The organism is Dapis brunnea BLCC-M229, from assembly GCF_050015995.1.
Taxonomy (GTDB): Bacteria; Cyanobacteriota; Cyanobacteriia; order Cyanobacteriales; family Microcoleaceae; genus Trichodesmium.
In genome coordinates this window covers 1-14887 of sequence record NZ_JBNHEP010000125.1, presented here as the reverse complement: position 1 = coordinate 14887, position 14887 = coordinate 1, and the positions used below count along the sequence as shown (strand labels likewise).

Sequence of the window (14887 nt, the reverse complement as noted above, 5' to 3'; positions counted from 1 at the left end):
CTATATCGCTATATTTAGCATACACTATATATAGTGTCTTTGCGTAAGTCCTGATGATATTAGTGTATCTTTGTATTAGTTATGATAATTTGGCTTTTCAAGCGATCGCTTAAAAAATTATAGCGCTCTCCTAAATCAGTAGACACTATATATAGTGTCTTTGCGTAAGTCCTGTATTTATCAAGTTAAGCATGAATTGTTATCAGATTATCTGGTCTCAGAATTGAAATATCCTTCAATTAAAATGAAACTTGTTTAACTTGAATAACTGAAGTTTTTTTTAATTAAAACTCAAGCGATTGCTGACGCAAAGCTCCGCTAACGCACAAAACTATAGTGAAGATCGCCAAAATTACTATACACTATATATAGTGTCTTTGCGTAAGTCCTGATTCTATTTATTAGCTTCACATTTCGTCAAGGCTTAATCCAAAGGCATCCGCAATAGCATGATAGATGTTTTGCCAAGGAAATTTCTCTAATTTTTTATCAATAAATGTTGTCTCAGAATTTCCCCGTCGTAATAACTTTCCATTGTTAAATGAAAGAATCTGCAATAATGGCTCTATATACACAGCATCGTCAGCAACAACCAAAAACTCATCATATAAGTGAGCATAGCTTTTCAAATGTTCGCCCAGTTCCCAGCTATACCATTCCTCGGATATAGTATTAATTCTAACTTCACCTTTTTCAAACTCTTTTATCATTCCGTCTAAATAATTAACTTCTTCGATAGAATCAGGTTCGTGAAAAAGAAATACAGTAATAAACGACTTTTCATGTAACCACTCAATAGCTGAAAAAATAAACTCCTCTACTGGAGGTCTATTGAATTTTCTAGCTGTATATAGTTATTTCTAGCTGTATATAGTTATATCATGTCCGGTAGCATCGGAGCGTGTATAATAGAAGAAGAAAAAAAATAATTGCCCGGAGCGATCGCCACTCTTCAAGCACTTGATAAATTATCAGTAGGCCACCAACGAAAACAAGTAAGACCTGTTTGGGAGCGATTGCCTCCGGCACGTTTCACGAACGCTGTTTCATTAAGTTGATACATCGCTCAAAAACTATATCTTCCATCTGGGATAAATTTTCAAAGGTTTAATTACTGATCGGTTCATTAATTACTGGCCAGAGTCGTTCGGCTGGTTGTAGTTCTGGTGTATGGGCTGGTAAGAACTCCAAGTGCAATCCCAGAAAGAATTTTGAGTTTTTTACTGCTGTGCCAACCTGCTTTATCTAGCACTAAAAGGATGTGTTTATTTTTTCCCAAACTAAAATGTTCAGCTAAGTCGGCCAACACTTGGTTGAACACAGTAATATTGACCTTAGGTAAAAGCCACCAATATGTTTCTCCTGATTGGGGATGTACAAACCCATAGACCCAGAACCATTGAAAACGCCAGTTCACCTCTGCTGTTGGTTGTACCCCAACAGGTGTCCATACTCGCCGAAAAATTGGTTTGAGGCCCAAACGATGTTCATCCATTGCCCAGAGTTCGACAGTGGCCTGTGGATACTCAGCTTTTAATTGTTCAAATCGGCAGCAGAGTTTTCTTGCTCCGTCTTTACGGCGAGGAGACCTCGCCGCAGGCGGTGCGCTTTTTTCCATTCCTCCTGTTCGTTTGGGGTTGCCGATTTCTGATGCTCAGGTCGGGGGATTCGTAATCTATATTTCATTGAGCGTAAATATTCCCATCCTCTGCGCCGATCAACTCGATGGTCTATTAATTCTGTTAACCAATCCCCTACCTTACGCCCATTCCATAATCCTCCATCTGGTGCTTTCTCTTGGATGGCCATTTCTAGTTGGGCTTGCCGTTCATCTGAGAGGAATCCTTTTGGCCCTGGATGTTGATGGCGACGATCTACCAATCCTTCTTTACCCTGCTGATTATAGCGACGTGCAATTTGACGAATCCCCTCCAAACAATAGCCTGTGACTGAAGAAACTTATGAGTGTTGTTTTTCCTTTTGCGCTTAAGCCAAATGATTTGGTATCTAGTCCTTTCTATTGGGTCATAAGTAGCTCGGTAGTTTCTTTCTAGTTCATCTACACTTAGGTGTTCTTGGATACTTAAACGTCTTGGCATAATGGCGTACGCTCCGAGCAATTATTTTTCTCCTCTTCTATTATACAATACCGATGCTACCGGACATGATATTACTTCCAAAAACTTAGTGCCCTAGAAATTTGTTGTAATAAAAAATGATAATCTAGGTACATAAAAGGAAATCAACTCTGTACCGTGAATGTTTAGTTTTATCTCCAAACCAGTGCTCTTGTTCAATAGCATCTGCCAAATTGCCTAGGTTCTTATAAAACTCAGTTTCTATGTAGGAGTTTTCTCGTTGCCTATACCAATTAGGGGGTGATTTAGGTTGTCCTGGATACTTCATTTAAACTTCTTCTATGATTATTTTCATTTTGCATAAATCTACTTTTAGACCTAACTATTAATTTTATCGCAGTTGCAGTGCTATAAACCAGAGGAAAAATTATTTCAAGACTTGCGTGGTTGACGGGCAAAAAATGTGAAAATCAAAATCAAAATTGCCAATATCAAACAACCATAAAGACCAGGTTGGTAAGAACCTAATTTATCTTTAAATATAGCCAAAAATGAAGGTCCTATTGCACTTCCTATGACCAGAATCATCATCTGAAAACCAGAAATCGAACCTAAATAAGTTCTGCCAAAAAAACGCGGTAAAGCTACTGCCGATAAAGTGCCAAAACATCCCCCAGTAATCCCAAATCCCACAATAGTTAAAACCCTAAATAAAGGTTCACCAAAATTAGTAATAGCAGCAACACCTATTATCTGACCTAGCATCATTACCATGAATAAGTATTTTAGAGCAACTCGGTCTGCTGCTATCCCCATCAAATAACCAACAATAGTAGATACAACTGCCTGGGGTAAAAATATACTTACTGCCTGCATTTGAGATAATTCAGCTTCTGCACCAATATCAACAATATGGAAAGTAATACCTGTAAATATCAAAGCTTGTGAGGATAAAGCTAATGTCACTACCCAAAACATTATTGTGCGTAGTGCTTCAGCGCGGGTAAAATCTTGTAAGTTGTTATCGGATGAATGTTTTTCCTCAAGGGGGGTTTGAGTGTGTTTTTTTCCATCCATTAATAAACTGCATTCCTCTGGGTTATCGCGATAAAAAAACCATCCTACTAACCCCATACCAATACCAACAACTGCTGCCATTGCTAACCAAGTATTTCGCCAACCTAAAATATCAATTAATGAACTCATAGTTAGGGGTGCAATGGAAAAACCAAAACTTACGAATACGCCTGCGATCCCAGAGACAAAACCACGGCGACGGTCAAACCATTTACCTAGAGTTGTGCGACTGGTCATAGTTAACATACCTTGACCGGAAAAACGCAGGCAAACAAAACCTAATACCAGTATTACTAAGACAATAGTTGAATAAGGAATTATGGGAAATGTTTGATTAATGATGGTAGCTAGGCGATCGCTAAAACTGAGATAACACAAAGTTAGACCTAAACCTATTGATGCACAAACAACTGTCACCCTTGCGCCAAAACGGTCTAGCAAAACTCCCCCATAAGGCAATATTAAACCACTGGTTAAAGTGCCGATAAAATAGGCATTGCTTAGTTGTAAGCGTGACAGACCAGTGGCAGCTAGTAAATGGTCAGTGAAAGCACTCACCCCAATAGTTTGACCGGGGGTACTCATTATTACCCCAATGGTACAAACAATTAAAATTATCCAACCATAGAAAAACGGGAAATTTTTAGGGGCAAAAGGATAATTAGGCTCTAACAGATTTTTGGGAGTAATTTTCAACATAATTATGATTTTTACCGAAAAATTGTGGTCTAAAGCTTCCCCTTTTAAGGGGATAAAAAAAATATTCCCGATCTCAATCCCGATGCTTTCCTACGGAATGCTGCGCAAATAGCTAGAGGCAGTATTAACGCAGTTCCTCCGGAGGAGGCTAAGTGAAATGACCAAGCAAAGATTCATCCTTTAATCTGACAACACCTAATTATTAATTATTACTTATCTAAAGCCTTATCCCACTCTAACTGATGAGCTAAACCATACTTAATAAAATCTTCTGTTTTAACTCGATCGCTTTTACCAAAAACTCCTAAACTATAAGGATTATCTTGCATACGTTGTCTAACTTGCTCTTGTTCAAATTTTGCTACTTCCTCTCTAGGGCGATCGGGCTTAAAAAAGTCTACAACTAAAACTACTCTGTCATAATTAGTATAATTGTGGGGGCAGTGTGGATAACTGTGGTCTAAAATCATAAACTTGCCTTCTTCCCAGTAAAGTTTATCGTGACATATTTTCATTGCCACATCTCCTTCCGGTACTATTAATCCTAGATAACCACGATTTGTATGATGGTTATAGTTAACATGGAGTTTAATATCTAAACCAGGATGGAATATACCAAAATACACATTTCTGAGAATATTATCATTACTTGAATTAATTTTTTTAATCGCTTCAGCCAAACTAGGAAAATATTTCTCTCTTAATACCAGAGCATTTTCTAATACAGACTCTAGTTCATAATCAGGATACTGTATTTGATGAAAGTTAATATATTCTTCAATAAACATACCTTGAAATAAAATCCCAAAAGCACTATATTTTCCATTACCTTTAGTTTTAATTGTTTTACTTTTAGGACCCATCACATCATAAGTAAATTTTAATTCTTGTTCAGAAGTATTTTGAGTAAAATTTGTAAATTCATCTTTAATTTCTAGCCAGTTATATTGAAAAAATTTGAGAAAATAAAATTGCTTTGGGTCTAGATGATACTCATTATAATTTTCCATTGTTTTTTCTATTCCTGAAAATGAGCAAGGGTTTTTCAATTTTGACATAATTTACACAATACACAACTATCCTCAATATTATAGTACCTTTCCCTGAAATTATCCTGTCATAGTAATCAATAACCAGTAATATATAAGTTGTATAATTGTCTGTAAAATTTAATATATATTGTTTAGCGTGTTCAACCACCAAGAAATTATCTCCAAATTATCAAGTATCAAAACAGCCATCGCCCCAATGACCTTAGCTATTTTAGTAGGGTTTATATTCGACTGGCTAAACTTTCCCGTCGGTTGGTTGATCGGTCCAATGATTGCTGGAATTATCTATGCAATTATTAAAGGTAGTCCCCAACCATTACCCAGAATTATAATTATGTTTGGCAAAGCGATAATTGGTATTGCTACAGCATTTCGCTTTTCCCCAGAAACAATTAGTATAGTTACCACTTATGCTATTCCTGTCGTGGGATGTATTTTGATCACTGGTGCATTGAGTATGTTCAAAGGCTATCTTTTGTCTATATGGGGCGGAGTTAGTCGCGCTACAGGTTTTCTGGCATCTATTCCTGGCACTGCTTCTGCTATTGTTACCATGAGTGAAGAATTAGGTGCAGATCCTATTGCTGTTACTATCCTCCAATATTTGCGAGTGTTATTAGTAGTATTCATTATACCGACTGCTAGCATCTTGATGTTTCCTGCTATTGACCAGACTCAGACCACAAGTTTTTTATTGGCATCAGGTAAAACCACCATACCCATGTTATGGAATTTATTAATAGTAGCGGGATGTTGTGGTTTAGGAATTTGGGGTGGAAAACAATTTCGTTTGCCTTCCTCTGCTTTCTTAGGTAGCTTTATTGTTGGGTTGACTACTTTATGGGGAACGCCATACCAATTACAGGTTCCCCAATGGTTATTTGCTGTGGGGTTGTTCCTAGTAGGAATTTTTATTGGAGTTCAATTTGACTGGGAAAATGCTCGAAAATTGTGGAAAGCTATTTTAGTTGAAATCATCCTGGTAATAGTATTAATTATCGGTTTCTTTGTGGTAGGTTATGAATTTCATCAATTTACTCAGGTTGATTTAATTACTTCTCTGTTAAGTTTTACCCCTGGAGGAATAGAAGCGATGATTGCAACAGTTAATGAATTAGGTGGTGATGCGGGTTTAGTCTTGGCAATTCAACTTACTCGAATGTTAACTATTATTTTAATTGTTCCTGGGTTGACAAATTTCATAGCTACGAGAATGAAACGTAGTAATATTGAACAGGGAGTAGGGAGTAGGGAGTAGGGAGTAGGGGAAGTCTCATAAGGGTATGTTGTTTAGAATTATGCTGTTGGGTGTGGGGAGTAGAAAGTCTTGAAGATACGCAAGCTGCATTAATAAAAACGGAATTTCCCCACACCTTCGACACTTCTCACACTCTTTATCTAGGAACAGTAGACTTTACTGATTCATGGTCATGTAATCTATTGAACCAGTTCTTTAAATTATGATATTGCAAAACCCAATCTTCATTCAACCGAAGGTTGTAGTAACCAAGAGAACATAATGCTGCCACATCTGCTACTGTCCATTTTTCATCACCTAACAAATACTTAGATTTAGCTAATTGTTGCTCAAAAACTGGTAAGAGACGACTAATTGACGTCTCTAATTTTGTCCTATAAAAAGTAGGTTCTAAATTATTTGTCAAATTTAGTATCCATAAATTGATAATATTATCGCCTAAATAATCTGCTAACTCTTCCCATTTACGACATTCAAGTTTTGCCTGGGGATGAGTAGGGTAAAAATTGGGTTCTGGATAAGTTTCGTCTAAATACTCAGCAATTAATGTAGAATCCCAAATTACTGTGCCATCTTCTTCTACAAATACAGGTACTTTACCAATGGGAGAAATTTTCAGAAATTCAGCGGGTTTGTTGCGTAGATTAACTTCCTTGAGTTCATAATCTAATTTTTTTTCTGCTAACAATATCCGAATTTTTCGAGAAAAGTTTGATTGTGGATGATAATATAAAATTCTTTTCATTGAGATATATCCAAAAAATCCATAAATGAAATTTACCAGAAAATTCTTTTTTTCAACTATATGTTATTGTTTTTTACAGATATTATAGGGAGTTAATTATGGATTGGTAACCACTGTTATTAATTATTAGAAATTTAGTAGTGAGAATTAATTGGATGGGGATGGGTAGGGTGGGCAAACATCAAGACTATTAACTGCTAATATCAATCACGACATTTGCCAATCCCTACAAAAAATTATCTTAATTAACCACTATACCCAAATACTTTGATTTGTACTGGTGTATCTAGAGCATTACTCGCATTTGCGAATGTAACTGAGCTTGCTGGTTGGACTGGATAACTTATTACTTCACTACTATGATATGGGGGTATTACTATTGGGTTGCCAATATTACTGTTAAATACAGCTTCATATTCAGTTGAGTAATCGGTCAAAGTAACTTCTATGAAGTTAACTCCAGATGGAGGTATATCTACATATAACAAGTCTCCAGAGAACGGCAATTGTCTTACACATTCTGGCTCTTGTTCTAAAAAACAATATTCTTCAGCTGCGATTGCATGGCGGGGGAAAACAACTGCAAAAGATAGTAAACAGACAAGAAATGCAACGATGACTTTGCCTAATGCTTTTTTCATTTTTATTACTCCGTAAGTAACTTTGTGTAGGAACGTTTTCTCCAATGACAGAATATAACAAACTTTATTACATTGACTATTCTTTAGTTTTTCTTTAGACTTTACAAGTGTAAGGTTTCCATTATTGGTTACTAATATCAAAAATTACATTTACCCATCATACTATTTTTGACTTTTGACTTGAGGTTATCGCAACTACTAAACCCCTAAAAGTAATAAATTCAGGACTTACGCAAAATATCAAACCATACACCATTTGTAGGGGCAAATGGTGTATTATCTACGAGTTTGCGTAAGTCGTGATTATAAAACCCATTTGGTATCTATAATTCCTATTCCTGTTAACCCTGTAGGGACGTTGCATGCAACGTCCCTACCTACTCCCTATTTAAAGGAAGATAGGATTGCTATACTTTTGTATAATTTCTAATTATGTCAAAATAAAAATATTGCTGAATTATTGAGAAGAAACAATGTCAAAAACTTCAGATTTTGATTTAGTTATTAAAAATGTACGGGTGGTGCGCCCAAACCATAATTCGATCGCTCGCCTCGACTTAGGAATTAAAAATGGTAAGTTTGCTCGCATCGCCCCAGAAATTAACGCAGAATTAGGTAATGAAGTATTTGATGCCCAAGAATTATTAGGTTTTTCTGGGTTAGTAGACTCCCATCAACATATTGGTATTTATCAACCTCTACCTCAAGACGCCATTACAGAAACAAAAGCTGCTGCTATGGGTGGGGTGACAACAGGTTTAACTTATATTCGTACCGGGCAATATTATCTCAACCGAGGCGGTGCTTACAAAGATTTTTTTCCTGAAGCATTGAAGCTTTCAGAAGGTAATTTTTATGTAGACTATGGCTACCATCTCGCCCCCATTAGCAGTAGTCATATTGATGAATTACAATTTTTATTTGAGGAATATGGGGTGCCATCATTCAAAATATTTATGTTTTATGGAGGCTATGGTTTGCACGGAATGTCAGACCAACAAAACCTATTTTTGATGATTGACAAATCAGAAAGATACGATTTTGCTCATTTTGAATTTATCATGCGGGGGTTAACTAAATTACGGGAAACTTACCCATAAATGCAGGATTATATTAGTTTGAGTTTGCATTGTGAAATCACTGAAATTCTCAATGCTTATACTAAAATCGTCCAAAATGATAATTCTCTCACTGGTCTCAAAGCTTATAGTGCTGCTCGTCCTCCCCATTCGGAAGCGTTAGCAATTGTTATTGCTTCCTACTTAGCTTATGAAACCAATTGTCTGAATCAGGACTTAGGCAAGGACGCTATATATAGCGTATATTAATTTAGGCGATATAGCTGCTGCTAGGCTCCGCCAACGCCTCAAGATTTCTGCCATTGTTAGAAAAAAAAACACCTATAAAATAAAAATATCCCTGAATTTTAGAGATTGAATGTATCAGGAAATATAAAAAGGAGATAGGGAAGAGGGAACAGGGAATAGGGAGGAAGAAATCAAGACAAATATTTGTCGCTATTAAATCTAGGAATATATGTACTCAATACTTCTCTATCTACTTTCTTTACAATCCCTTGAAGTATTACCGCTTTTAGATTTTAGTCACTTCTTTACTCTCTTAATAATTATTTTACAAACAGTCTCTTATTGTGGGCTTATTCAGTTCTTGGACTAGATAATCTGAGAGTAATTCATTTTTAACTCTAATGTTATTCTATGATAAGCGCGAGTGTTTTGGCATAAGTTATGATAATTTTGAATAGGTCTTAATTGAAGCATCCCATACCATGAAAATACATTTTTAAGCATTCATCTGGATAGTTCATCACTATAACTTCTATAACTTTCATCCCCATCAATAAATTAACCACCACATTCTACACAAAACTTTCTTTGTTTTGGCCATTTTTATTGATGTGAGTTGATTGACCCATTTAGACATTCCATAATTTTTCTGTCTAATTAGCGATCGCTCCTTTCTTAAATCATACCTTACCAACGCCGTTTTTTCCACTAAGAACTTTGTACTGTCGAGTTATATAGTGTCCTTGCGTAAGTCCTGAAAATTTGATATTGTTGTTTTTGGTTAGATTTAGGTAAAAAATATGTCCTTATATCTCAAGCAACATCTCGCGCTTTTCGTCTATTAAACAATGTAAATCTATGTCAGAGAATTCCTTTATTCCACCCAAACAGATGGAAGTCAGCTCCAAAACTGCCCGTGAGATATTCCAAGAAGTCATGGATAATCCAACTCGAAAAGAGTTTGGTTTCGGCGACAAAGCCGCAATCGTCAATATCGACCTACAACAAGCCTATACGTCTGGGGAATTTAAGACTTCATACCAAACCCATCCAAAGCAGTTAGATTATATCAATCAAGTTTCTGATCGCGCACGAAACCTTGGCTTTCCGGTGATCTGGACTCATGTCGCATATATGGACAGCGCCGATGATGCTGGAGTCTGGGGAACAAGGACGAACACCCCAGATTCACTCCAAAATATAAAAATCACCAGCAAAAGGGCTGAATTCGACCACAGGCTCGAAATTCGCAAAGACATAGATGCCATCATACTGAAAAAGATGCCGAGTGCATTTTTCGAAACGAATCTTCAGTCATTACTAACATGGCATAAAGTCGATACTGTCATTATCACCGGAGGTAGTACTTCGGGATGTATCAGAGCCACCGCCGTCGATTCGTTATCGCGTGGTTACCGCACGATCGTCCCAATCGAATGCGTGGCAGACAAGCACGAGTCATTCCATTTTGCCAATCTAACCGATCTAGCCCTTAAGTATGCTGACATCAAACCCGTAGATTCTGTTCTTCAGTGGTTAGCAAACCAACCAATAGAATGAAACAAGACCTAAATCTTTATAAAGAGTGGCCTTATATTAATAGACCAAAAATAGAATGGCCCAATAAAGCACGCGTTGCATTTTGGGTCGCACCAAATATTGAATTCTATGAAATAAACCCACCACCCAATCCCTTTCGAACACCATGGCCGCAACCCTATCCCCCAGTAGCTGGATATTCTATTCGGGATTATGGAAATCGTGTGGGACATGTACGACAAATGAAGCTTCTTGATAAGTACGGACTACGGGGATCTATATCCCTTTCAACCGCTTTATGTTATCACCATCCCGAAATCATTGAGCTATGCCGTGAGAGGGAGTGGGAATTCTTCTCCCATGGGATTTACAACACCCGCTATACCTATGGTCTCTCAGAGGAACAAGAGCGATCTATGATCCGCGAGTCCATGGACATTATTAAAGAGTTTACCGGACAAACATGTGCTGGCTATTTAGCTCCAGCGCTCTCTCACTCGGAAAAAACAATCGATATTTTTGCGGAGGAGGGAGGAATCTATACCTGTGACCTTTTTCATGATGACCAACCAACTCCATTAACAGTATCGTCTGGGAAGAAATTTGTCTCTATTCCCTATTCTTTAGAAATGAATGATACGATCGCCTTTGCGGTGCAAAAGGTCGAGCCTAGGCGTTATACCCAAATGCTGAAAGACAATTTCGATCAGCTTTACAAGGAAGGATCACAATCCGGGACTGTTATGTGCATTCCTACGCACAACTACCAGATTTCTTGTCCACACCGAATCAAAGCGTTTGAGGAGGCACTCGAATACATCACGGGTCATTCTGACGTTTGGCTAACAACCGGGCGAGAAATTGCCCAGTACTACCTCGATCACTACTACGATTGTTGTTCAGATGATATCGAAAAAAGGATAGAAAATCATGGCTGAATTGCCTTCAGAGTATTTGAAATACCCACAACGAAAGTATGGTATGGATCATGACTTCTACGATTGGTCTATGATGCAAGACCGTCCAAAGTTCCAATGGCGACATGGTAAAAAAGTTACCGTATTTCTTAACCTAAATCTGGAGTTTTTTCCTCTTGATCAGCAAAAGCACCCTTTTCAAGCACCCGGTGGAATGAAAAAGCCCTACCCAGATCTTCGTCACTTCACCCTAAGAGACCATGGGAACAGGGTTGGTATTTATCGGTTGCTTGAAGTAACCGATAAACTGGGGATTAAGCCTTCCTTATCGATTAACGGACAAATGATTGATCGACACCCCCAACTCATAAAGGAAATAAAAAAAAGAGACGCTGAGATCATTGCTCATGGCTGGAACATGAATTGCCCTCACTACGGTGGGATGGAGCGAGAGTTAGAATTAGAGTATATCAGGGAAACAAAAGTACGACTGGAAACTACTTTTGAAAAAAAGGTCACAGGTTGGCTTTCGCCTGGTAAGAGCCAAAGTGAGAATACTCCGGACTTACTTGTAGAGTCCGGATTCTCATTTATGATGGACTGGGTTAATGATGAACTACCTTACGCATTCAATACGAAGAAAGGAGGTATAGTTTCGTTTCCACTTTCAACGGAAATCGAAGATCGATTCGTACTCTTGGATAATCTCCATTCAGAATCCGAGTGGGTCGAGCAGGTAATAGACTCCTACAAATTTCTTTCTGAGGAAGCAGAACAGGAGAAATGCGCTCGACTCTTAACGCTCAATATTCATCCTTGGGTACTCGGGCAAGCTCATCGCGCCAAGTATTTTGAGCAAACTTTGTCTTACCTGAAAGGCCAAGAGGAAGTCTGCTTTGCCTCGGCACAGAGCATTATCAAAATGATTGGCCTGGGCTTTGAGTGAAAGTGACAGAAAATGAGTTTGACTAGCTTCTTTTTCATCGTCTTTTTTTATCGCGTAAGTCCTGTGAATATTAATTTATTACATCTGAGTTCCCGGAAAGCAGTGGAAGCAGCGTTAATGATGCAAACAACATTTCCTCATATTAACTTTCGCCGAGAAGTGACAGTGGGGCTTGTAACTGTTGGCTAAAATATGGTATTATCTATGAAAATCTGAGATTATCTGTTTTATGTTACTTGGATTTAAAACTGAACTACACCCCACAAACCAACAAAAAACATTACTAGCTAAACACGCTGGTGTGGCTCGTCATGCCTGGAATTGGGGATTATGGCTGACTAGAAATATCCTGACTCACAATTCCAATAATCCTGATAGTAAACTTACAGCAGTTTCCGAAGTTATGAGGTACACTTAGAAATAGGAATTTGATGATATAGCTATGAAGTCATATCCAAAAGAACTGCGAGAAAAAATAGTTGATGCACACTTGAAACAAAAAATATCAATTCGTCAGGTGGCTATCACATTTTCTGTTGCTAAAAGCTTAGTGCAAAAACTGGTAAAACAACACAAAACAGATGGAAATTTAGAACCATTGAAACGTGGAAAACCAAGGTTTAGTCATCTGACAAATGCAGATTTAGATTTAAAACAACTGGTATCAGAATATCCAGATGCAACTCTGGAAGAATTATGTGAATTATTTGGACTAAAAACAGGAAATTGGGTAAGTCGTACTGCCATGTTTCGAGCTTTACAAAAACTGGGATTAAGCCGTAAAAAAAAACATTCCGCAGTAGCCAAGCTGGGACAGAAAGAGTACAAAAATTAAGGGCAGAATATTGGGAAAAGGTGAAAGTTCAAGACCCAGAAAATTTAGTATTTATAGATGAAACAGGAGTAATACTCGGTTTAAGCCGGACCCATGCACGCTCAGAAGAGGGGACTAGAGTATATGAAACAAAGCCATTTTATCGAGGTCAAAAAGTTACAGTAATTGGTGCAATAAGTATGAAAGAAGTAGTGGCGTTAATGACAATAAATAATTCCATGGATAGCAAAGCATTCAAAGTATTTATTGAACATTTTTTACTACCAGAGTTATGGCCAGGGGCAGTAGTTGTAATGGATAATTTACCTGCACATAAACTAGCATCAATTGAACCACTGATAGAATCTGTAGGAGCTAAAGTTCTAAATTTATCTCCATACTCTCCAGATTTTAATCCCATTGAATTATGGTGGTCACAATTGAAATCTTTTTTACGGAGTTTTTCTCCACAGAGAGCAGAAATGGTTGATAGAATAATCTCTGTAGCAATTAACTTAATGAATCCTCAACATTTAAAAAACTGGTTTGCTAAGTGCTGCTACTGTACCTCATAACAACGGAAAGCGCTGTAAATTTCCCACATCTATCGACCTGCATAAACTTTTAGTAGCAATGGTTAAACCTAATAACTATTGGTACTATGAAGTATCTAAAACAGCACCTCAATATGCTTTGAGGCATTTATCATCAGCTTGGAAACGTTGCTTTACGCTCATGTCTGGTCAACCTAGATTTAAGAAAAAAGGTAAAGATGATAGTTTTACTCTAGATGGCTCAATATCGGTAGGTTTTAATCAGATTAAATTACCAAGAATTGGATGGATTAAAACTTATGAAATACTGCCCGATAATATTAATCCCAAGTCAGTAACTATTAGTAGGGCATCTAATAGATGGTTTGTCAGTTTCAAAGAAGAAAGGGAATGTCAAATTACTGAGAAATCAGTAGATGTAGTTGGTGTAGACTTAGGAATTAAAACTTTGGCAACATTGTCAACAGGAGAAGTATTTGATGGTGCTAAATCTTACAAAAAGTTAGAATCTAAACTATCACGATTGCAATACCTAAACAGGCATAAAACCAAATTTTCCAATAACTGGAGGGCAGCACAGCTAAAAATAGCTCAGTTACATAATAGAATAGCTAACATCAGGAAAGATACATTGCATAAACTAACTACTTATTTGGCTAAAAACCACAGTCAAATAGTAATAGAAGACCTTAATGTATCAGGTATGATATCAAACCATAAGCTGGCTAAAGCTGTTGCCGATATGGGTTTTTATGAGTTCAGAAGACAGTTAGAGTATAAGTGTCAACTATACGGCTCTAAGTTAATCGTTGTTGATAGATGGTTTCCTAGCTCTAAGACTTGCAGTAGGTGTGGTCAGGTAAAGGAGTCTCTGTCCTTATCAGAGCGCATTTTCAATTGCGAACATTGCAATTTCAGTTGTGATTGCTCCGCAACGCTAGCGCGAACGAGACTTAAATGCAGCATTAAATTTAGCTATGGCGGTCAGTAAGAGCTCCGCTCCGCGTTCCGCGAACGACCGTGACAGCTTGTGGACTGGATAACGCCGACGTTGCCAGAATGAAGCAAGAATAGAACAGATTCTTTATAGAAAATCATAGATTTATATAGATAATCATAGGTTTCTAAGAACGGTTATACACCATTTGAAGGAATGGAGTTAACGGGAAAAGTGAAAAGTATATTTTTGCAAGGAAACTTGATTTATGACCGAAAAAATGGGTTTCAAGCCTCCCCCTTTTAGGGGGACTTTCCTCCTTG

At 37.4% G+C, this 14887-nt stretch carries 16 protein-coding genes and 1 pseudogene; 11 read left to right on the top strand and 6 right to left on the bottom strand.

The genetic code is table 11. The features are described from left to right. Window positions 1-407: 407 nt before the first annotated feature. The 4 genes and pseudogenes from ACP6PM_RS14800 to ACP6PM_RS14785 form a co-directional block, all read right to left on the bottom strand. Complete coding sequence (locus ACP6PM_RS14800) at window positions 408-710, bottom strand: hypothetical protein (protein ID WP_426585849.1); 303 nt, start codon at window positions 708-710, stop codon at window positions 408-410. Window positions 711-1032: 322 nt separating this feature from the next. Beyond that, a pseudogene (locus ACP6PM_RS14795) lies at window positions 1033-2099 on the bottom strand (IS630 family transposase). 411 nt (window positions 2100-2510) lie between these two features. Next, window positions 2511-3854 carry an MFS transporter gene (locus tag ACP6PM_RS14790; RefSeq protein WP_426585847.1) on the bottom strand — a complete coding sequence of 448 codons (1344 nt, stop codon included), beginning with the start codon at window positions 3852-3854 and terminating at the stop codon, window positions 2511-2513. A 209-nt stretch (window positions 3855-4063) separates the two neighbouring features. Beyond that, window positions 4064-4864, bottom strand: a complete 801-nt coding sequence (locus ACP6PM_RS14785; RefSeq protein ID WP_426585846.1) for an aspartyl/asparaginyl beta-hydroxylase domain-containing protein — start codon at window positions 4862-4864, stop codon at window positions 4064-4066. A gap of 238 nt (window positions 4865-5102) precedes the next feature. Here ACP6PM_RS14785 and ACP6PM_RS14780 point away from each other — a divergent pair, with 238 nt between their 5' ends. Then, the gene (locus ACP6PM_RS14780) at window positions 5103-6164 is read left to right on the top strand and encodes an AbrB family transcriptional regulator (protein WP_426585844.1); all 1062 of its coding nucleotides are present in this window, start codon (window positions 5103-5105) and stop codon (window positions 6162-6164) included. 136 nt (window positions 6165-6300) lie between these two features. Here the strand turns inward: ACP6PM_RS14780 and ACP6PM_RS14775 are convergent, their stop codons facing one another. Continuing rightward, window positions 6301-6909 carry a glutathione S-transferase family protein gene (locus ACP6PM_RS14775; protein WP_426585842.1) on the bottom strand — a complete coding sequence of 203 codons (609 nt, stop codon included), beginning with the start codon at window positions 6907-6909 and terminating at the stop codon, window positions 6301-6303. Window positions 6910-7154: 245 nt separating this feature from the next. Next, window positions 7155-7550, bottom strand: coding sequence for a hypothetical protein (locus tag ACP6PM_RS14770; protein WP_426585840.1), 396 nt, complete (start codon window positions 7548-7550; stop codon window positions 7155-7157). A 473-nt stretch (window positions 7551-8023) separates the two neighbouring features. On the opposite strand from ACP6PM_RS14770, the gene ACP6PM_RS14765 reads away from it, so the two are divergent. The 10 genes from ACP6PM_RS14765 (at window position 8024) to ACP6PM_RS14720 (ending at window position 14618) form a co-directional block, all read left to right on the top strand. Continuing rightward, the gene (locus ACP6PM_RS14765; protein ID WP_426585838.1) at window positions 8024-8650 is read left to right on the top strand and encodes a hypothetical protein; all 627 of its coding nucleotides are present in this window, start codon (window positions 8024-8026) and stop codon (window positions 8648-8650) included. After that, window positions 8651-8878, top strand: coding sequence for a hypothetical protein (locus tag ACP6PM_RS14760; protein WP_426585836.1), 228 nt, complete (start codon window positions 8651-8653; stop codon window positions 8876-8878). 837 nt (window positions 8879-9715) lie between these two features. Continuing rightward, on the top strand, window positions 9716-10417 hold the full coding sequence (locus ACP6PM_RS14755; protein WP_426585835.1) for an isochorismatase family protein: 702 nt from the start codon (window positions 9716-9718) through the stop codon (window positions 10415-10417). After that, window positions 10414-11334, top strand: coding sequence for a polysaccharide deacetylase family protein (locus ACP6PM_RS14750; RefSeq protein WP_426585833.1), 921 nt, complete (start codon window positions 10414-10416; stop codon window positions 11332-11334). The genes ACP6PM_RS14755 and ACP6PM_RS14750 overlap by 4 nt, the downstream gene beginning before the upstream one ends. Continuing rightward, the gene (locus tag ACP6PM_RS14745; protein ID WP_426585831.1) at window positions 11327-12259 is read left to right on the top strand and encodes a polysaccharide deacetylase family protein; all 933 of its coding nucleotides are present in this window, start codon (window positions 11327-11329) and stop codon (window positions 12257-12259) included. The genes ACP6PM_RS14750 and ACP6PM_RS14745 overlap by 8 nt, the downstream gene beginning before the upstream one ends. Before the next feature lie 12 nt (window positions 12260-12271). Then, entirely contained in the window at window positions 12272-12448 is a 177-nt protein-coding gene (locus tag ACP6PM_RS14740; protein ID WP_426585829.1) for a hypothetical protein, read from the top strand. A 40-nt stretch (window positions 12449-12488) separates the two neighbouring features. Next, complete coding sequence (locus ACP6PM_RS14735; RefSeq protein WP_426585827.1) at window positions 12489-12677, top strand: helix-turn-helix domain-containing protein; 189 nt, start codon at window positions 12489-12491, stop codon at window positions 12675-12677. A gap of 24 nt (window positions 12678-12701) precedes the next feature. Beyond that, window positions 12702-13094: a helix-turn-helix domain-containing protein gene (locus tag ACP6PM_RS14730; protein WP_426585825.1), complete on the top strand. Its 393-nt coding sequence runs from the start codon at window positions 12702-12704 to the stop codon at window positions 13092-13094. Between the two features lie 20 nt (window positions 13095-13114). Further along, window positions 13115-13648: an IS630 family transposase gene (locus ACP6PM_RS14725; RefSeq protein WP_426585823.1), complete on the top strand. Its 534-nt coding sequence runs from the start codon at window positions 13115-13117 to the stop codon at window positions 13646-13648. Beyond that, a complete protein-coding gene (locus ACP6PM_RS14720; RefSeq protein ID WP_426585821.1) occupies window positions 13620-14618 on the top strand; it encodes an RNA-guided endonuclease InsQ/TnpB family protein in 999 nt (332 codons plus the stop codon). Before ACP6PM_RS14725 ends, ACP6PM_RS14720 begins: the two co-directional genes overlap by 29 nt. The last annotated feature ends 269 nt before the right edge of the window (window positions 14619-14887 follow it).